The organism is Phaeobacter sp. JH20_29 (assembly GCF_048056175.1).
In the GTDB taxonomy this organism is placed as follows: Bacteria; Pseudomonadota; Alphaproteobacteria; order Rhodobacterales; family Rhodobacteraceae; genus Phaeobacter; species Phaeobacter bryozoorum.
In genome coordinates this window covers 320,352-339,543 of sequence record NZ_JAYMWO010000005.1, presented here as the reverse complement: position 1 = coordinate 339,543, position 19,192 = coordinate 320,352, and the positions used below count along the sequence as shown (strand labels likewise).

18 protein-coding genes are annotated in these 19,192 nt (G+C 57.8%); 6 read left to right on the top strand and 12 right to left on the bottom strand.

Features of this window, described 5'->3' with window-relative positions:
• Positions 1 to 86: 86 nt before the first annotated feature.
• From VWZ85_RS04405 to VWZ85_RS04385, 5 genes are all read right to left on the bottom strand, one after another.
• The gene (locus VWZ85_RS04405) at positions 87 to 1,964 is read right to left on the bottom strand and encodes an ABC transporter ATP-binding protein (protein WP_416587244.1); all 1,878 of its coding nucleotides are present in this window, start codon (positions 1,962 to 1,964) and stop codon (positions 87 to 89) included.
• Entirely contained in the window at positions 1,961 to 3,799 is a 1,839-nt protein-coding gene (locus VWZ85_RS04400) for an ABC transporter ATP-binding protein (protein WP_416587243.1), read from the bottom strand. The genes VWZ85_RS04405 and VWZ85_RS04400 overlap by 4 nt, the downstream gene beginning before the upstream one ends.
• Before the next feature lie 224 nt (positions 3,800 to 4,023).
• Positions 4,024 to 5,175, bottom strand: a complete 1,152-nt coding sequence (locus VWZ85_RS04395) for a CCA tRNA nucleotidyltransferase (protein ID WP_416587242.1) — start codon at positions 5,173 to 5,175, stop codon at positions 4,024 to 4,026.
• Complete coding sequence (locus VWZ85_RS04390; RefSeq protein ID WP_416587241.1) at positions 5,172 to 5,768, bottom strand: CoA pyrophosphatase; 597 nt, start codon at positions 5,766 to 5,768, stop codon at positions 5,172 to 5,174. The genes VWZ85_RS04395 and VWZ85_RS04390 overlap by 4 nt, the downstream gene beginning before the upstream one ends.
• Positions 5,761 to 6,762 carry an Hsp33 family molecular chaperone HslO gene (locus tag VWZ85_RS04385; RefSeq protein WP_416587240.1) on the bottom strand — a complete coding sequence of 334 codons (1,002 nt, stop codon included), beginning with the start codon at positions 6,760 to 6,762 and terminating at the stop codon, positions 5,761 to 5,763. Before VWZ85_RS04385 ends, VWZ85_RS04390 begins: the two co-directional genes overlap by 8 nt.
• A gap of 78 nt (positions 6,763 to 6,840) precedes the next feature.
• On the opposite strand from VWZ85_RS04385, the gene VWZ85_RS04380 reads away from it, so the two are divergent.
• Positions 6,841 to 7,293: an NUDIX hydrolase gene (locus VWZ85_RS04380; protein WP_340547139.1), complete on the top strand. Its 453-nt coding sequence runs from the start codon at positions 6,841 to 6,843 to the stop codon at positions 7,291 to 7,293.
• 42 nt (positions 7,294 to 7,335) lie between these two features.
• On the opposite strand, the gene VWZ85_RS04375 is transcribed toward VWZ85_RS04380, so the two are convergent.
• On the bottom strand, positions 7,336 to 8,607 hold the full coding sequence (locus tag VWZ85_RS04375; protein WP_340547138.1) for a fused response regulator/phosphatase: 1,272 nt from the start codon (positions 8,605 to 8,607) through the stop codon (positions 7,336 to 7,338).
• 177 nt (positions 8,608 to 8,784) lie between these two features.
• On the opposite strand from VWZ85_RS04375, the gene VWZ85_RS04370 reads away from it, so the two are divergent.
• On the top strand, positions 8,785 to 9,108 hold the full coding sequence (locus VWZ85_RS04370; protein WP_340547137.1) for an Hpt domain-containing protein: 324 nt from the start codon (positions 8,785 to 8,787) through the stop codon (positions 9,106 to 9,108).
• A 12-nt stretch (positions 9,109 to 9,120) separates the two neighbouring features.
• Here the strand turns inward: VWZ85_RS04370 and ilvA are convergent, their stop codons facing one another.
• Together ilvA and VWZ85_RS04360 are read right to left on the bottom strand one after the other, a co-directional pair.
• The gene (gene ilvA / locus VWZ85_RS04365) at positions 9,121 to 10,347 is read right to left on the bottom strand and encodes a threonine ammonia-lyase IlvA (RefSeq protein WP_340547136.1); all 1,227 of its coding nucleotides are present in this window, start codon (positions 10,345 to 10,347) and stop codon (positions 9,121 to 9,123) included.
• A 72-nt stretch (positions 10,348 to 10,419) separates the two neighbouring features.
• A complete protein-coding gene (locus tag VWZ85_RS04360; protein ID WP_416587239.1) occupies positions 10,420 to 11,169 on the bottom strand; it encodes a hypothetical protein in 750 nt (249 codons plus the stop codon).
• A 134-nt stretch (positions 11,170 to 11,303) separates the two neighbouring features.
• Here VWZ85_RS04360 and VWZ85_RS04355 point away from each other — a divergent pair, with 134 nt between their 5' ends.
• The 3 genes from VWZ85_RS04355 (at position 11,304) to VWZ85_RS04345 (ending at position 13,357) form a co-directional block, all read left to right on the top strand.
• Positions 11,304 to 12,530 carry an argininosuccinate synthase gene (locus VWZ85_RS04355; RefSeq protein ID WP_416587238.1) on the top strand — a complete coding sequence of 409 codons (1,227 nt, stop codon included), beginning with the start codon at positions 11,304 to 11,306 and terminating at the stop codon, positions 12,528 to 12,530.
• A complete protein-coding gene (locus VWZ85_RS04350; protein ID WP_416587236.1) occupies positions 12,527 to 12,985 on the top strand; it encodes a DUF1810 domain-containing protein in 459 nt (152 codons plus the stop codon). Before VWZ85_RS04355 ends, VWZ85_RS04350 begins: the two co-directional genes overlap by 4 nt.
• An 87-nt stretch (positions 12,986 to 13,072) precedes the next feature.
• Positions 13,073 to 13,357 carry an SCP2 sterol-binding domain-containing protein gene (locus VWZ85_RS04345; protein ID WP_416534335.1) on the top strand — a complete coding sequence of 95 codons (285 nt, stop codon included), beginning with the start codon at positions 13,073 to 13,075 and terminating at the stop codon, positions 13,355 to 13,357.
• A gap of 98 nt (positions 13,358 to 13,455) precedes the next feature.
• Here the strand turns inward: VWZ85_RS04345 and VWZ85_RS04340 are convergent, their stop codons facing one another.
• Both VWZ85_RS04340 and VWZ85_RS04335 read right to left on the bottom strand, forming a co-directional pair.
• On the bottom strand, positions 13,456 to 14,169 hold the full coding sequence (locus VWZ85_RS04340) for an HAD family hydrolase (protein ID WP_340547131.1): 714 nt from the start codon (positions 14,167 to 14,169) through the stop codon (positions 13,456 to 13,458).
• The gene (locus tag VWZ85_RS04335; protein ID WP_340547130.1) at positions 14,169 to 15,077 is read right to left on the bottom strand and encodes a D-amino acid aminotransferase; all 909 of its coding nucleotides are present in this window, start codon (positions 15,075 to 15,077) and stop codon (positions 14,169 to 14,171) included. Before VWZ85_RS04335 ends, VWZ85_RS04340 begins: the two co-directional genes overlap by 1 nt.
• Before the next feature lie 144 nt (positions 15,078 to 15,221).
• Here VWZ85_RS04335 and msrA point away from each other — a divergent pair, with 144 nt between their 5' ends.
• Entirely contained in the window at positions 15,222 to 15,887 is a 666-nt protein-coding gene (gene msrA / locus VWZ85_RS04330) for a peptide-methionine (S)-S-oxide reductase MsrA (protein ID WP_340547256.1), read from the top strand.
• 76 nt (positions 15,888 to 15,963) lie between these two features.
• Here the strand turns inward: msrA and VWZ85_RS04325 are convergent, their stop codons facing one another.
• Entirely contained in the window at positions 15,964 to 16,836 is an 873-nt protein-coding gene (locus VWZ85_RS04325) for a ribokinase (RefSeq protein ID WP_340547129.1), read from the bottom strand.
• Positions 16,837 to 16,840: 4 nt separating this feature from the next.
• Positions 16,841 to 19,096: an NADP-dependent malic enzyme gene (locus VWZ85_RS04320; protein ID WP_340547128.1), complete on the bottom strand. Its 2,256-nt coding sequence runs from the start codon at positions 19,094 to 19,096 to the stop codon at positions 16,841 to 16,843.
• Positions 19,097 to 19,192 lie beyond the last annotated feature (96 nt).

The following is a 19,192-nucleotide window of genomic DNA, read 5'->3' as shown; positions in this document are numbered from 1 at the left end:
CCGCTGCATACCCTGCGACTGGCCCGCGCAAAAGAAAAATGCGCAGTCTGCGTGTGAACGACTTTTGTGCGGGCGCTCAGTACTTCCTATTCCGCCGCATCCCACGATCGTCGAGTGATCGGATCGACCTCATCATCATCGCCTTCGGTCCGAATGAAGCCGCCGGATTGCCGCGACCAGAACTTCGCGTAAAGACCGCCTTGCTTCAGCAGTGCATCATGGGTGCCCACCTCCGCAATCCGACCTTGATCCATGACGATGATCCGATCCATTTCACTCAGCGTCGACAGGCGGTGTGCGATGGCCAGAACCGTCTTGCCCTGCATGACCCGCTCCAGCGCCGACTGAATCGCCGCCTCCACCTCGGAGTCGAGCGCCGAGGTCGCCTCATCCAGTACCAGAATGGGTGCATCCTTCAGGATGGCTCGGGCCAGCGCGATCCGCTGACGCTGGCCGCCGGACAGTTTCACACCCCGTTCGCCGAGATGGGCATCATAGCCGCTGCGGCCCTGTGCATCCTCCAGGTCAAGAATGAATTCATGAGCCTCCGCCTTTTTAGCGGCGGCAATAAGCTCCAGTTCGCTGGCGTCCGGCCGACCGTAAAGGATATTGTCGCGCGCCGAGCGATTGAACATTGCGGTTTCCTGCGTGACCATGCCGATCTGGCTGCGCAGCGAGTTCTGCGTCACCTCTGAAACGTTTGTCCCATCGATCAGGATTTGGCCTTTTTCCCCATCGTAGAGCCGCAACAGAAGCGACACGAGCGTGGATTTCCCCGCGCCGGAAGCCCCGACAATCCCCAGTTTTTCACCCGGTTCAATTGTCAGGGAAACATCCTGAATACCGCCGACATCGCGCCCATAGGCAAAGCCGACATTTCGGAATTCAATGCGTCCACCTTTGGTCCGCAGCGTCTTGGCGGTGTCTTGATCCTCAACCCGGTCAGGACGCGTTAGCGTCTTCATGCCGTTTTCGATTTCGCCAATGTTGGAGTAGATCGCCATCAGCGTAAAGCTGACCCAGCCCGTCATCTGCGCGATCCTCACCGACACCGCGCCCGCCGCAACGATATCACCTTCGGTCGCCATCCCGTCCCGCCACAACACAAGCGTAGCACCAATCAGCAGGACAGGCAGCACTCCTGCCAGAGTCATCAGACAGAACCGGAAGGTCGCCGACAGATAGCCGAAATGAAGCGCCTTGTTACGGAAATCGGCCATCGAATCCTGTGCCGTCCGTTCTTCAAAATCGGCATGGGCGAACAGCTTCACCGTTTTGATGTTGGTGATCGTATCGACCACCTGCCCGGTAACCATAGCCCGCGCGCCAGCCCGGGCCGCAGACCGCTTTCTGATGCGCGGCAGAAACCAACGGATTGTGGCAAAATACCCGACCAGCCAAACCACGAACAATCCAGTGATCCGCCAGTCAATCGCCCCTAGCAATGCCAGCGCGCCAAGCAGTGATGCCAGCGCGAAGGCGACGACATTGATCACCTCAACCGCGACCGACGTCACCGCATTGGCAGTCTGCATCTGCTTCTGTGCGATGCGACCTGCAAAATCATCATCGAAGAAACGCACCGATTGCCCCATTGTCCAACGATTGAGACGGGACAGCACCAGCGGATTGACGTTCGGCTGCACAATAATTGCGTTGGACGCCGCAGAGAGGCCAAAAAGGATCGGCCGCAACAACAGGAAGAAACCCAACGCACCGGCAAGTATCACCAGATTACCTGCCGAGAAGAACCGGTCCGGCCCGCTGGCTATCGCCGTATCTATCACCAGACCCAGAATATAAGCCGTGACCGCCTCCATTCCCCCCGCGAGCGCCGAAAAGACCGCAGCCACCGTGAGCATTGGCCAGGCGCCGGACAGACACCATCGCAAAAAGCGCCCCAACTGATCTGGTGGGGCGCCGTCGGCCGGTTGAAATGCGTCGATCAGATTGCCCAGTTTCATTCTGCTGCCTCAATGTTCAGGAAGCCGCCGGATTGCCGCGCCCAGAACTGGGCATATAGGCCCTCTGACCGCAAAAGCACGTCATGGGTGCCCTCCTCGACAATACGACCGTCATCCAGAACCAGAATACGGTCCATCTGGGCGATGGTGGACAGACGGTGGGCAATCGCTATCACCGTCTTGCCTTGCATCATCCCGTATAGCGTTTGCTGGATTTCGGCCTCAACCTCTGAGTCCAGCGCCGATGTCGCCTCATCCAGAATCAAGATAGGTGCATCCTTCAGGATTACCCGAGCCAGTGTCACTCGCTGACGTTGCCCGCCTGAGAGCTTCACGCCCCGTTCACCGACATGCGCGTCGTAGCCCCTGCGGCCTTCGGGATCCTCTAGGTCAAGGATGAACTCATGCGCCCGCGCTTGCTTTGCGGCCTCGATCATCTCGGCCTCGCTGGCGTCAGGCCGACCATAGAGCAGGTTGTCTCGCACCGATCGGTGCAATAGGGCACTGTCCTGCTGCACCATCCCAATCTGGGCGCGCAGACTGTCCTGTGTGACGGTACGGATATCTTGCCCGTCGATCAGGATCTGCCCGCCCTCGGGATCGTAGAACCGCAACAGCAGTTTCACCAAGGTCGATTTCCCGGCACCAGACCGCCCGATCAGGCCGATTTTCTCTCCCGGACGAATGGTCAGACTGACCTGATCCAGACCGCCAGAGCCGCGCCCGTAATGATGGGACAGCTGCCGGAGCTCCATCTCCCCATCGCGTAAATCAAGCGGCTTGGCATCAGCTGCATCCACCAGATCAATCGGCTGGGCAATGGTTTCCATCCCCTCGGCCACGACACCAAGCTGCCGGAAAAACGTGGTCAGCGCCCACATGATCCACCCGGTCATAGCATTGAGACGCAGGGTCAGCGCCGTAGCAGAGGCAACAACCCCGACTGAAGCCTGCCCCTGCATCCACAGCAGGATCGCCCAACCGACCACCCCAACGATCAGCAGGCCATTCAGCGTCACCAATGCGGCATCCATGATTGTATAGAGCCGCATCTCCGCCTGGAACGTCTTGCGCGTACGCTCAATCGCCTCTTTGGCATAGGTCAGTTCGGTATCGTGATGGGCGAACATCTTGACCGAATGAATGTTGGAATAGCTGTCAACAACCCGACCGGTCACCGTGGATCGGGCGTCGGAGGCGGCTTGGCTGGCTGGCCCGACCCGGCGCACTGTCCAGCGGATCAGCATCGCATAAAGCGCAAACCACACCAGCAGGGGCATCATCAGTCGCATGTCCGCCAACCACAGCAAGAGAGCCGCGCCAGCCAGATAGGCCAATGCGAATGTGATCGCATCAAAGACCTGAAACACCACCTCACCAGCGGCAGGCGGTGTCTGCATGATCCGGTTTGCGATCCGCCCGGCAAAATCATTCTCAAACCAGCCAACGGATTGCCGCAATACATGCTTATGTGAACGCCAGCGGATCAAAGTTCCGAAGTTTGGAAGGATAGCGTTATTCAGCAACAGCACATCCACTAGCTGCAGCAGCGGCCGAATGGTCAGGATAAATACAGCCAGCAGGATCAACTCTGTCCCGTGAGCCTGCCAGACATCGGCCGGTTCACCGGACAACAGGTCCACAACCCGTCCCATGTAATGGATCAGACCGATTTCAACGGCTGCGACGATGACCGACATAAACGCGGTGGCCGCAAAGACCTTTTTGAAGGGCTGCGAATAATCTTTCAGGAACGGCCAAAGTCGCCGTGGCGGAGTGTCGGTTTCCGGGTAATCACAATAGGGGTCGATAAGGTTTTCGAAGAAACGAAACATGCGGGTGCTCCAACAATTGAGCATATGGAATAGTCATGCGAACAAAGGCCATCGCCATGGCCCCTCCGACAAACGTCGGACAGGTCAGGCGTTAATTGCGCCAGATCCCGTGATACATGCGTATTCCTCCCGTCATAAGATGGTCCCATATGGGTAGGAAAAAAATTCCACTCTGTCACCCCTTTTGACGCGGTGGGCGACGCACGACAATCGGCACGTGCGCTTCAGGCCAGTCCCAGCAGCTCTTTCCGCGTCAGGGCAAACCCGGATCTGATCCATTTATCACGCAAGGAGTTGAGCTCCGCGCCAAGAGCAGGCCCCTGGAGTTCAGGCATCAGATCCTGCGCCGACACGGGGAATACGGCGGACGCGCCAAGATTGATTTCAGTCTCTAAATCAGGCGAAATCGGCATCTCAAGCAGGGCAGATCGCAACAGGATCACGCTGCGGGCGATGGCCGCCCCATGATAATAGGTAAGGGCAGCCGGACTTTGGGTTCCTTCAACCTCTTTGCGAAGCAAGCGTATCTCGGCGGCCTGAGATTTGCTCAACCTCAGAACCTCGCCCGGAGCGCTACCGCCGAGCGCTGCAAGACGGCGAATGGGATCGGCGGCGGACCCCTCTTCCAGATGGATCAACGGTGCCAGGGCGCGATCATCGCTGCCCGGCAGAATCAATGCGAGCAATCCGATTTGCCGCATAATCGCAATCGCCGGCGCCGGATCGGGGGCTGCAAGAAGCTTCAGGATCTCACTCCCGACGCGCTCACGCGATAGGGTTGCGATGCCATCCAGGTTGCTCGCGATCGCCGACAGAGCGTCCGGATCAAACCCAGCATCCACATCTCCGTACCAGGCGTGGAATCTGAAGTACCGAAGCGAGCGCAGATAGTCCTCGCGAATGCGGTGTTCGGCAATGCCGATGAACCGCACAATCCCCGCGCGCAGATCCGGAAGACCGTTCAGGGGATCAACCAGTTCCCCATCCGGGCGAGCGTAAAGCGCATTCATGGTAAAGTCGCGTCGCGCCGCATCCTCCTCGATACGATCCGCAAATGCGACGAGAGCGCGACGACCGTCGGTAGCAACGTCACGACGAAAGGTGGTGATCTCATAGGGCGTACCGCGATGCACCAGTGTTACAGTGCCGTGATCGATACCTGTTGGTATGGCTTTGATGCCGGCCTTGTCGGCCAGTTCGATAACCTGTTGCGGCAGCGCGTTAGTGGACAGGTCGAGATCTGAAACCGGCGCGCCCAATAGCGCATTTCGCACACATCCGCCGACGAAATAGACCTCCGCACCGCCCTCGGTCAGCGCCTCGCAGACGCGCTGGACAGCCGGATCATCGAGCCAGGGCGCGGTCAGATATCTCATGACTGCATCCGGTCGGCGAGGCCGCGCAGCATCCGCGCGGTTGCGCCCCAGATGTAATAGGGACCGTATGGAACAGCGAAGTAGTTTCGCCGCACCCCACGCCAGCGACGCGACTGGATCTGATAGCGAGACGGATCGCAGAGATGTGAGAGTGGGACACTGAAAACCTCGGCAACCTCGCCAGCTTCGGCCTTGATATCAAAGGTCTGATCAATCAGGGCCACCACCGGCGTCACCATGAACCCGGTGACAGTTTCATGCGCAGGTAGGTGACCGACAATCTGCGGAAGATCACGCGGCAGCCCGATCTCTTCCCATGCTTCACGCAGGGCGGCATCGGTCACGCTTGCATCACCTGCGTCCTGCTTCCCACCGGCAAAAGCGATCTGGCCGGGATGATGTTTCAACGCCGATGAGCGTTTTGTCAGGATGACCTGCGGCACGCCCTCAGCGATGCTGATCGCCACCAGAACGCCTGCCGGTCGCAATTTACGATCAACAGGTAGAACGACGTCCGGGTTCAGATCAAAATCGGATGACCCTCCCCCCTCAGCGCCCAGCGCAGCGGTCAGCTTTTCTCGCAGATCAGGCACTATCGCCCTCTGCCTCATCCGTTTTATCGGCCTCAAACCCCAGCGTCGCCGGATCAAGATCATAATGGGCGCCACAGAACTGGCAATCGGCTGTCACGCGGCCTTGGTCAGTGGTCATCGTTGCGATGTCCTTGGCGGAGTAGATCGACAGGCTTGCGCGTACCCGCTCGGTGGAACAGGTACATCCGAATTTGACTTGTTGGGCATCGAAAACCCGCGGTTGTTCCTCGTGAAACAATCGCAGGAGCAGATCTGTCGGCGTTACCGATGGGCCGATCAGCTCCATGTCTTCGACGGTCGCAAGCAGGTGCATCACACGGTTCCAGTTCTCGCCCTCTTCGCCGTTCACCAGATCTTCAGCCACCAGCGTATCGCCAGAGCCGGTACCATCGGCAACAAAGGGAGACGCCTTTGGCATCTGCTGCAGCATAATCCCCCCGGCCCGCCAGTGCTCCGGCACACCAGGCTCGGCGGAACGGCCAAAGCTGAGCGAGAACCGCGTTGGCAGCTGCTCGGACTGGGCGAAATAGGCTTCGGCACAGGTGGCCAGCGATCCGCCCGCCAGAGGGGTGATCCCCTGATAGGGTTTCATCCCTTCACCCTGATCGACAAGAATCGCAAAATACCCTTCACCCACCTGATCAAAGGGGGCGCCATCCGTCAGCCGTGTTTCATCATAGCTGGCATAGGCGCGGATACGGGCCGGCTCGCCTTCTGCCTGGGGGGCATAGTAGTCGGTCGCGATCATCCTCACCGCACCTTTGGACTGCACCTGCAAGGACAGTTTCCATTGCAATTTGACTGTCTGACCAATCAAAGCCGTCAGCAATGCCATCTCGGCCACCAGCGCCTCGACGACAGGTGGGTAATTATGCTGCTTCAGAATACCATCCAACACACCGTCCAGCCGCGCAACGCGGCCGCGCATGTCCGATACGTCAAGCTGGAAGGGCAGGACGGTATCGTCCCACGCGATTTTCGATACAAGTGTCATGGGGTTTCCTTACGCGCCGTGGATTGGCATATCGGGCCTATATAGGGTTTACACCATCAGAGTGAAGAGGTCAGCGCCGTGATCAGACGTTTTGGCGATACGCCGGATAAATCGAAAAGATACCGGCGCAGGCCCGGCGTCTACGCTCTCTTGCCGCGAAATGGCAAGCTTCTGGTGACCTGCCAGCAGGATCCAGGCCCGGATATTCAGCTGCCCGGAGGCGGCATAGATCCGGGCGAATCACCTATTCCTGCATTGCACCGCGAGGTGATGGAGGAGACCGGCTGGACCATTTCCTCCCCCCGCAAGCTGGGGGCATTCCGCCGATTTGCCTATATGCCGGAGTATGATCTATGGGCTGAGAAACTCTGCCATATCTATATTGCGCGCCCGGCCCGGCAGATCTCAGACCCGAGCGAACCACTGCATGAAGCGCTCTGGATGCGAGCGGATGTCGCGCAAGAGATGCTCGGTAATGCCGGTGATCGCCACTTTGCCGGATATATCGCGCGATGGATGGGACAAAGCTAGAAATCGGCCGAAGATTGGCGAGCGACCCGGTGAAGGCTCAGCTTACGGGCCTTCATATTCGAATAGGGTGGCGGATACATCATCCTCCAAACCGTATTGCGACGACATCACCTGTGTCAGGTTCCAGTAGAGATCGTCGAGGAATTCCTGGCCGGTCTGATCCGAGTTGCACTTGCCGATCAGATCCACCAATCCCTCGGCCTCAAGCATCTCGCCATTCTCCAAGCGCGCCTCAGTAAAACCGTCCGAATACAGCAGCAGCCTGTCGCCCTTCTCCATCACCACATCTTCTTGGGAATAGGTGATATCTGGCACCAGCCCCACAGGAACGCCGCCCTTCCCGATGAACTCTGTGCTGCCATCCTTGCGGATCAGCAATGGGTGCGGATGGCCGGCCTGCACCATCTTCAACACGCCGCTGCGCAGATCGACGATGCAATAGGCCATAGTAAAATACTCTTCGATCCCGGTGTCGGCGATCAGCCGGGCATTCAGCAGGCTTGCAACTTCTTCAGGTTGGCGAAGGGCGTAAAAGCGGTTGAATCGCTTCTCCATGCCGACGTTCTGATCGAAATAGGTCGACGACAAATAGCCGCCAAGTCGCGCCGTCATCATTGCGGACGTAATGCCATGACCGGAGACATCGACCGAGTAAAAGCCAATCCGATTCACCCCGGGTGAAAACATGCCAACCAGATCACCACCGATATGACCGCAGGGTTTCAAGAGCAGGCTGACAGTGGATGACCCGAATTTTCGCGACAGTTCTGGAACCAGCGATTCCTGAATTTTGCGCGCCTGAATCAGATCCTTGTCGATAGCATCATAGACCCGCTGCAATTCATCCAGCGTATCCGAGACGATCCGGTTCTTCTCTGAGAGTTCTCGCTGCATCCGCAGGATACGCTCACCCGCAGAGATTCTGGCGCGCAGCTCGTCCGAACTGACAGGTTTGGTCAGAAAATCATCCGCGCCGGCATCCAGCCCCTGCGCCACCTCGTTCTTTTCACTCTTGGAGGTCAGCAGGATGAAATAGCTGTAGTTATCCTGCGATTTGGCCCGGAACGCCCGGCAGAACTCCAGCCCATTCATTCCCGGCATCATCCAGTCGCTGAGGATCAGATCTGGCGGATCGCTCTCGCAGATCTCCATCGCGACCTCGCCGCTTTCAGCTTCGACGACGTCGAATCCCCATTTCTTCAGTGATGCCACCAGGATTCGTCGCTGCAGACGGCTGTCATCGACCACCAGGACACGGCGGATCGAATTGGTCGTAACCTCTTGGTTTATTTCGATCGAACTGTCTGGCAACACCGAGTGAACCCCACAAAAAACGGCGCAAGATACCTTAAACGCAAGTCACTATCGCGCTCTTCGCTTAACAGGAAGTGAAGTTTGCGAAATATGGATCTAGCCTCGCGTTAAACGGTGATTTACGAGTTTATAAGTAAAGCAATCGTAAAATGCGATATCAAAACAAGGATTGCAAAGATGATTGATTGGTCACGCGCGAAGGAGCTGCACGAGGAAGTCGGCGCTGAGGACTTCTCTGAAGTTGTCGAGATCTTCCTCGAAGAGGTCGAAGGCGTCATCGAAAAGCTGAGATCCCCGGATCTGACCACCTTGGAACAGGACCTGCACTTCCTGAAAGGCAGCGCCCTTAATTTGGGCTTCTCTCAATTCTCCCGCCTCTGTCAGGAAGGCGAGCGCCGTTCGGCACAGGGCGAGGCAAAGGATGTGGACACAGCCACGATCATCGCCAGCTATGAGGCATCAAAAGAAGAGTTCCTGCGCGACATGAGCAGCAAGCTCTGAGCCAGCACCTGCTCAGATCACGAATTGCGCCAGGGTTTCATCGCTGGTGATGTCGGTATAGGCAAAGCCGGCAGCATCCAACCGGACGTAGAGATCAGCGAAATTCTCAGGTCGCTTGGTTTCTATACCAATCAAAACAGAACCGAAGTTGCGCGCTGATTTCTTCATATATTCGAACCGGGCGATATCATCCTCTGGCCCCAGAATACCCAGGAACTCCTTCAGTGCCCCGGGTCGCTGCGGCAAGCGCAGAAGGAAATACTTTTTCAACCCCATATAGCGCTGTGCTCGTTCCTTCACTTCTGGCAACCGCTCGAAGTCAAAGTTGCCGCCCGACGTGAGACAGACCACCGTCTTGCCACGGATCCAGGAGCGTACATCGCGCAAGGCCTCGATCGCCAGCGCGCCAGCCGGTTCCAGAACCACACCTTCGACGTTCAACATCTCAAGGATGGTCGTGCAGATCCGATCTTCGGCAATCGACAGGACGTCCGGCAGGGGCACATGTTTCAGCACCTCGAACGGCCGCTCACCGATGCGGCCAACTGCGGCGCCATCGACGAATGTGTCGACATGGTCCAGTGCTACGGGGTGTCCAGCAGTTAGCGCCGCCCTCAGACATGCGCCGCCAGAGGGTTCTGCAAAAAGACAATGCACCTTGTCGCCGAACCAGCGGGCCACGCCCGACGACATGCCACCACCGCCCACCGGCAGGATCACATGATCGGGAACGGCGCCCAGCTGAGCCTCGATTTCGACCGCGATGGAGCTCTGGCCTTCGATGACATCATCATCATCAAATGGTGACAGAAAATGCCCGCCTTCCGTTGCACACCAAGTCTGAGCTGCCGACAGTGTGTCGTCAAAATAGTCGCCAACCAGATGGATTTCGACGTTGTCGCCGCCAAACATGCGGGTCTTCTGGATCTTCTGCTGAGGGGTGGTCACTGGCATAAAGATCACCCCGCGCTTGTCCAGCTCGCGGCACATAAAGGCAACGCCCTGCGCATGATTTCCAGCTGACGCACAGACAAACAGCGATTGGTCCAGCTGCTTACGCATTGCATTAAACGCACCGCGGATCTTGTAGGACCGCACCGGGCTCAGATCTTCTCGTTTCAGGTAGATATCCGCATCGAACCGTTCCGACAGCAGCGTGCTGCGCTGCAGCGGCGTGGCAGGGAAAATCGCGCGCATGGCCTGTTCGGCGGCCCGGGCCTGGGTCTGAAAATCACTCATGCCACTTGAGTGACCCAACCCCGCCCCCAAGACAAGGGGGCAGGATCAAAGCATACTGAAGAATACCGCAGATCAGATCGCACGTTTCTCGACGTAGTAGCCGTAAAGCGTCGTGAGAGCACTGATATTCAAGATCGCAAGCACGACAGAGAACGCTATCTCAAGAACCATCGCGATCAGTACAGCATCGGCCACAAGGAACAGGATCAGTTCAGCCACGAGCTGCAGACCAAAAAGACAGAGGCCAAGGACAAACAAGGTTCCGAATGCGCCGGTTGTCAGTGCCGATGACTCACTCACACCAATAGGCTTACCAAGCGCCGCCGCCGGCAGGACCAATGCAAACCTGAACATGAATATCGCGATCAGCGCGCCAGCGGCCAATAACAGGTATTGGCCAACCATCCCGAGACTCTGGATCAAGGCCGGCCCAATAAATGCCAGGACAGACAAGAACAGCATTCCGATAAAAAACAGCTTGATCAGACCCAAGATATAGTTGCCCATCTCCGCCTTATGCAAAGCTGGAAGCCAGCCGCGAGGATGCTCTTCCAGCAGAATGTAGCGATGCCAGGCCACCACGGTCCACGTGCCAATCAAGCCAATCACAAGCCATAGTCCAACGATGCGCCAGAGAACTGAAAAGAACATGTTGCCGTCAAACCCGCGCGCCTGAAGCCCAATATCGCCTAGCAAGCCACCGATGGCCAAATAGGCAATCCCCATGGCAATCAGCGAGGGAACAAGGAAGATCCGCATCAGCTGCGGGACGTTCCGCTGCACCATGCTTACCGAGTGTAGAAATAGCTTCCAGCCAATCATTTATTCAGACTCCAATACTGCTCAATCGTCGCACGCGACCACTATGCGGACACTCCGGTTCCGATATGGGGAAAACCTTGCTCTTCTGTCAAAAACCGGATAGGCCGCTGGCGTTCTGATCAAGAGGAAATCCCATGTCCGCGCCCAAGAAAGTTGTCCTCGCCTACTCCGGCGGCCTTGATACGTCAATCATTCTGAAATGGCTGCAGACCGAATACGGTTGTGAGGTTGTGACCTTCACCGCCGATCTCGGCCAGGGTGAGGAACTGGAACCTGCCCGCCAGAAGGCAGAGCTGCTGGGCATCAAACCAGAGAACATCTACATCGAAGACGTACGGGAAGAATTCGTGCGGGACTTCGTCTTCCCGATGTTCCGCGCCAATGCCGTCTACGAAGGCCTCTACCTGCTGGGCACCTCCATCGCGCGCCCGCTGATCTCCAAGCGTCTGGTCGAGATCGCCGAGGCAACCGGCGCCGATGCGGTTGCTCATGGCGCCACCGGCAAGGGCAACGATCAGGTCCGGTTCGAACTGGCGGCCTATGCGCTGAACCCTGATATCAAGGTGATCGCCCCCTGGCGCGAATGGGATCTGACCTCGCGCACCCGTCTGCTAGAATTCGCAGAGGCGCACCAGATCCCTGTGGCCAAGGACAAACGTGGCGAAGCCCCCTTCTCCGTGGATGCGAACCTTCTGCACACCTCCTCCGAAGGCAAGGTGCTGGAAGACCCCGCCGTGGCAGCGCCTGACTATGTCTATCAGCGCACCGTCCACCCGGAGGATGCTCCGAATGAAGCTGAATTCATCGAGATCGGCTTTGAAAAAGGTGACGCCGTCAGCATCAACGGCAAGGCAATGTCACCCGCGACCATTCTCACCAAACTGAACGAATACGGCGGCAAGCACGGCATCGGTCGTCTCGATCTGGTCGAAGGCCGGTTTGTTGGCATGAAATCCCGCGGCATCTATGAGACACCGGGCGGCACCATCCTGCTCGAAGCCCACCGCGGCATTGAGTCCATCACGATGGACCGGGGCGCAATGCACCTGAAAGACCAGCTGATGCCGCAATATGCCGAGCTGATCTACAATGGTTTCTGGTACTCGCCCGAGCGCGAAATGCTGCAAGCCGCCATCGACCGCAGCCAGGAACATGTCACCGGCACCGTACGTGTGAAACTGTACAAAGGTTCTGTATCCACCGTAGGCCGCTGGTCAGATCACTCGCTCTACTCCGAAGCACATGTCACCTTCGAGGAAGACGCAGGTGCCTATGATCAGAAGGACGCAGCAGGCTTCATCCAGCTCAACGCGCTGCGGCTGAAACTTCTCGCCTCTCGCGAGCGCCGGTTGAAGAAATGAGCGACCGCGTCGATATCGAAGATGATATAGACGACGATCTGACCGAAGAGATGGAGATGTTCGTCGAGGCGCAGGACACCGTTTGGAACGATGTCCGCGCCGAACTCTCCGCCGGTAAAAAGACGAGCCACTGGATGTGGTTCGTCTTTCCCCAGCTTGCTGACCTTGGCCAGTCCCATATGGCGCAGCTCTACGGGATCGAGGATCTGACGGAGGCCACCGCGTATCTGGCCCATCCGGTCCTGAACGCACGGTTGACCGAGGCGAGCGAGCTGCTGCTCACCCACAAAGACCGCAGCGCCGCGTCCATCCTCGGCGAAACTGACGCCAGGAAACTCTGCTCATCAATGACGCTCTTTGCTGCCGTTCCTGGCGCATCAGATGTGTATTCACAAGTATTAGAGACGTTTTTCGACGGAACCCCCTGCCCGGTCACCCGTAGCAGCCTGTCTTGAAAGCTGACGTAACCTCCCCTTTGGTCACCCTTGCCTGCTGACAGACGGATGCCTAACCCTTGGCGCAAAGATACCGAGGGGGAGACGATGGCACTTCAACCGCTGGCGGATGGTATCCGCGCCGGGCTGACCGGGAAAAACTTTGACGGTTCGTTGAAATTCGATTGCGGCGACGATGGCGTCATCGTTCTCGCAGATGGCGATGCCACGACAGAAAACCGTGACACCGACTGCACCATCCGCATCAGTACCGAAAACCTGAAGAAGCTGCTCACCGGAAAACTGAACCCGATGACCGGCGTGATGATGGGCAAACTGAAAATTTCAGGTGATATGGGGGTGGCAATGAAACTGGGCAAGCTGATCGGCTGATCACGACGCAGCCCTGCGGCCTGTCAACTTTCCAAAAAATACTCCGGGGGTGAAGCGCCGCAGGCGCGAGGGGGCAGCGCCCCCCTCGTTCCCTTCCGTCAGATCTTTGTCGTTTGCAGCTGCTCGTAATAGGGCAATGCCGCTTGCAGAACCGGTTGCAGTTCATCCGGAACCTCGGGCAACGGTCCTTCTGGTCCTGCGAATTTCGTCGACTGCCAGACAGATCCATACCAATGTGCCGCCCAGATGCCGTCATCCTTGTGTCCGCCCATGGGCCATGACAGCATCTTCGGGGAAAACGGCATCTCGATCCTGTCACAGAGCCGTTCCAGCATCTGCGCGGGATCTCTGCGAATATCGTTGCTGTCCAGAACCACCGGACTCTGACCCCAACTCTGGACCAGATCGAGCAATTCCGCCTGCTGGCGAAACCCTATGTCATCCAACGTCGGATTTTCCCGTTTCTCCGCGTAGGAGGCAATGACCCGCGCCGGATGGCGGATCAGAAACACATTTGTGACCTCACGCATCCAGTCACGGGGTATGCCCTCGATCATATGCTGCGTCATGTGCTTCTGATAGAAAAACGGTTTTGCAGCCGGGACCGGCCCCAGCAACAAATCCACGACCGCTGCCGGCTCCTGTGGCTGGCTCTCCAGGATCTCGGCGCGCATTGGGTGCTCCAGTCCCGTTTTCGCCAGATACGCCGCATAAAAAGGTTCATCCACCACAGCACAATCGCCGCGATTGCCAAAGGCATACATCATCGCCGTCGACAGATTGCGCGGCCCTGACCACATCGCAATCCGCATCAGGCGCACTCCCGCGCGATGAGATCCTTGTAGAGCGAGCGGATCCGCTCGGTCACAGGCCCCATGGCACCCTCACCGATCTGGCGACCATCAATCTCGCCCACGGGCGTCTGCGCACCAAAGGTTCCGGTCAGGAAAGCCTCTTCCGCGCCGTAGGTATCCACCAGTGAATAGTTGCGCTCAAAGACAGGGATGTCGTTGGCGCGGCACAGGTCGATCACCTTCTGTCGGGTGATCCCGTTCATGCAGTAGTCACCGGTCGAGGTCCAAACTTCACCTTTGCGCACGATAAAGAAATTGCAGGCGTTCGTCGTGTTCACAAAGCCGTTCACGTCCAGCATCAGCCCTTCGTCGGCGCCCGCCTTCTCGGCTGCGATACAGGCCAAGATGCAGTTGAGCTTGGAATGCGAATTCAGCTTCGGATCCTGCGTCATCGGCAGTCCGCGCAGATGTGGCACGGTTGCCAGCCGGATCGGGCGCGGCAGGTGAGGGCGCGAATGCTCCATGATGATGGTGAAGGTCGGTCCCTGCTGCGACAGCGAGGGATGTTGAAAAGGCCGAGTTTTCACGCCGCGTGTCACCATCAGCCGCGCATGGGCATCTGTGGTCATACCATTGGCTTTCTGCGTGTCCAGCACGACCTGTTTGACCTGATCAGGGGACATGCCGATATCCAGATCAATCGCCTTTGCAGCCTCGAACAGGCGGTCCAGATGCTCATCCATGAAGGCCCAGGTCCCATCATAGAGGCGCAGCCCCTCCCAAACGCCGTCACCCAGCATGAAACCGCTGTCATAGACGCTGACCTTGGCGTCAGCTTTCGGAACAATCTCGCCGTTCAGATAGATCAGGATCTCTTCGTTGCGCTGATCTTCTTCCGCTTGGTGCGTACTCATTTTCTTGGTCATCTGCTCCTCCTGCGAGGCGCACGCTAGAAGCATTGGATCCCATTTCCAAGCGGTAACTTCCCGTCACCAAGCCGTGACAAACCATGTCATGTGATTGAGCCCGAAAGAGCCCCGAGCCACAGTAGAGCAACGATGGAGGCCATGATGCGTTCGACCAAATCCCTTAGACCAATCGTACTGACCTTGTTCATGGTGCTGGCCGTGGCCTTGAAAGGTCATCAGGCCCATGCCCAGAACGTCGAAACCCTGACCGTGGCGGGTGGCTGCTTCTGGTGCGTGGAAAGCGATTTTGAAAGCGTTCCAGGTGTTCTCTCGGCAGTATCCGGCTTCACGGGCGGCAGCGTGCCATCACCTACGTACAAACAGGTCACCGCCGGCGGCACCGGTCACTACGAAGCGGTTCAAATCCGGTTTGACCCCCAAAAAGTTACGCGCCATCAGTTGCTGTCCATGTTCCTGAGGTCAGTTGATCCGACAGATGCCGGTGGTCAGTTCTGCGACCGCGGCGACAGCTACAGAACGGCCATATTCGTCTCTGGATCAGATCAGAAATCTGCCGCAGAGGCTGCCAAGGCCAAGGCGCAAGCAGAACTCGGTCAGGCCATCGTCACACCGATCCTGCCTGCAACGGCATTCTATCCCGCCGATGCCTACCATCAGGATTATTACAAAGGGAACCGGCTGGTGCTCACGCGATTTGGTCCCAAACGTCAATCGGAGGCGTATAAGCGATATCGGCAGGCCTGTGGTCGCGATGCAAGGGTATTGCAGCTATGGGGGGCCGCAGCGCCTTTTGCCAAGCAGCACTAGGTGCGGCACCATGGATAACTGCACGAAAAAGGCGCGGTGGAACACGCGCCTTTTTCATATTGACTGATTGATGTCGTCAGAAACTTGCGTCTTGCACCTCTTTCAGGTCGGGGATCACATCGGCGGTGCCTTTGCGGGTGACCATCAATGCAGCTGCGCGACTGGCCTGCGCCAAGGCCTGCGCCATCGGCATGCCACGGTCCAATCCCGAGAGCACATACCCCGTGAAGGTATCCCCGGCACCCGTTGTGTCGACCGGAACAACCGAATGCGCTGCAACATCGTGGGTTTCACCACTCTCGCACGCATAATGGCGCGCGCCCTTGGCCCCCAGAGTCACGATAACATCTGACACGCCCAGCGCTTCGGGCGTCTTGCCGGTCGCTTCACGCAGCTGTTCAGCTTCGACCTCGTTCAGGAACAGATAGTCGAGATACGGCAGGACCGCCTGGACTGCCTCTGCATCAAAAGGCGCGGCGGCATAGGCAACCTTCAGGCCAAGATCGCGACCCATTCGTGCAGCCTCGGCCTGCATGTTGGTCTCGTTCTGCATCACCAATATGTCGCCCGCACTCGCCTCTGACAGCGCAGAGCCGACCTGATCTTCGCCGATCTGACGGTTGGCCCCGGGAAACAGGATAATCTGGTTCTCGCCCGACGGATCAACCGCGATGATTGCATGGCCGGTCGGCACCTCCAGCTGCGCAATATGGCGCGTGTCGACGCCATATTCCAACAACCGCGTGACGGCCCAGGCCCCGTCCGGTCCGACCGCGCCAAGATGGCAGACATGACTGCCTGCGCGCGCGGCGGCCACAGACATATTTGCTCCCTTTCCGCCCAGGAACTGCTCCAGCCCCTCCGCCGCAAGAGTTTCCCCCGCAGCTGGCATGTGAGGCAGCGCATAGATCATGTCGGCGTTGATTGAGCCCAAATTCCAGATCGCCATGAAATCACCCGATGTTGCAGGCAGCCAGAACCGCCATGTTCAGAATGTCGTTTGCAGTCGACGTGGTGGAGCAGATCTGGATCGGTTTATCAACACCGGACAGGATTGGACCAACAACTGTAGCGCCCCCCATTTCCTGCATCAACTTGACCGAGATCGACGCAGAGTGCCGCGCAGGCACGATCAGGATATTGGCCGGACCAGTGAGACGCTGGAACGGATATGCCTCCTGTGCCTTGGCGTTCAGCGCCACGTCGACCGTCATTTCGCCTTCGTACTCAAAATCAACGCCGCGCTTGTCCAGAACTGCCGGCGCGATGTGCATTTTCTCGGCCCGTTCGGAGACCGGATAGCCAAAGGTCGAGAAGCTCACAAACGCAACCCGTGGCTCCAGGCCCATATGACGGGCCACCCCGGCCGCATGTTCGGCGATATTGGCGAGATCATTCTCATCCGGCCATTCATGCACCAATGTATCACCGATCAGAACGATACGACCCTTGTGCAGCAGTGCGGTTACACCAGCCGATCCATTTGTCGCATCCGCATCAAACACATGATTGATCTGGTCCAGCACATGCGCCGACTTCCGCGTCGCCCCGGTGACCAAGCCGTCACCATGCCCGTGCGCAAGCATCAGGGCCGAGAACACATGGCGATCACGGCCAACCAGCCGGTGAACATCCTTACGGTCAAACCCCTTGCGATTCAGCCGCTCATAAAGAAAGTCCTTATAGGTTTCGAAATGCTGAGTATTGGCCGCGTTCACGATTTCCAACTCACGAACCGCATCCCCCAGCCCGGCTGTTTCCAGCTTGCTACGCACATCATCGGGGCGTCCAACAACCAGCGCCTTACCAAAGCCGGAGCGTTGATACATCACCGCCGCACGCAAGACGCGGGGATCGTCACCTTCGGCAAAGATCATCCGCGATTGCGCTGCGCGTGCACGCGCGTTCAATCCGCGAAGGATCGACTGAGTCGGATCCATCCGACCACGCAGGCCGTGCTCATAGGCATCCATATCTATGATCGGCCGACGCGCGACACCAGTGTCCATACCAGCCTTGGCAACTGCTGGCGGAATGCGATGGATCAAACGCGGATCAAAGGGAGTCGGGATGATGTAGTCACGGCCAAAGGACAGCGATTTCCCATAGGCCAGCGCCACCTCATCCGGCACATCCTCACGCGCAAGACCTGCCAGAGCATGGGCGCAGGCAATTTTCATCTCGTCGTTGATGGCGCGCGCATGAATATCCAGTGCGCCGCGGAACAGATATGGGAACCCCAGCACGTTGTTCACCTGATTGGGGTAGTCTGATCGGCCTGTGGCGACGATAGCATCAACGCGCACTTCATGGGCTTCTTCCGGTGTAATCTCCGGATCCGGGTTTGCCATCGCAAAAATCACCGGATTGTCGGCCATGGATTTTACCATGTCCTGTGTCACCGCCCCTTTGACAGAAACGCCAAGGAACACATCCGCGTCCTTCATGGCCTCTTCAAGGGAGCGCAGTTCCGTCTTGACGGCGTGGGCCGACTTCCACTGGTTCATACCTTCGGTGCGCCCCTGATAAATCACGCCCTTGGTATCACAGACGATACAGTTCTCATGCCGCGCGCCCATAGCTTTCAGGAGCTCGATACAGGCAATGCCGGCAGCTCCGGCACCATTGAGGACGATCTTCACATCCTCGATTTTCTTGCCAGAGATATGCAGTGCATTGATCAGGCCGGCCGCGCAGATCACAGCGGTGCCGTGCTGATCATCATGGAAGACCGGGATATCCATCTCTTCCTTGAGCTTCTGCTCGATAATGAAACACTCCGGCGCCTTGATATCCTCAAGATTGATCCCGCCAAACGTCGGCCCCATCAGGCGCACCGCCTTGATGAACTCATCCGGATCCTCGGTGTCCAACTCGATGTCGATGGAATTCACATCCGCAAATCGTTTGAACAGGACCGACTTGCCCTCCATTACCGGTTTGGATCCAAGCGCACCCAGATTTCCCAAACCCAGCACCGCGGTCCCGTTGGAGATCACGGCCACAAGGTTGCCCTTGTTCGTATAATCATAAGCCGTCTCCGGGTTCGCGGCGATCGCCTCGCAGGGCACAGCTACACCGGGCGAGTAAGCCAGCGACAAATCGCGCTGCGTGGTCATCGGGACCGTTGCGTTGATCTCCCATTTTCCGGGTGTCGGTTCCAGATGGAAGGCAAGCGCCTCTTCGTTGGTAATCTTGGCTTTGGGCATTGGCTTTGGGTGTCCTCTCACTGTCCCAAGCGTCATAGCTCAGCACGCGCATCATCTCAACGAAGTTGCGTTTTCACCTTTCGTCGCAGTCGCCTG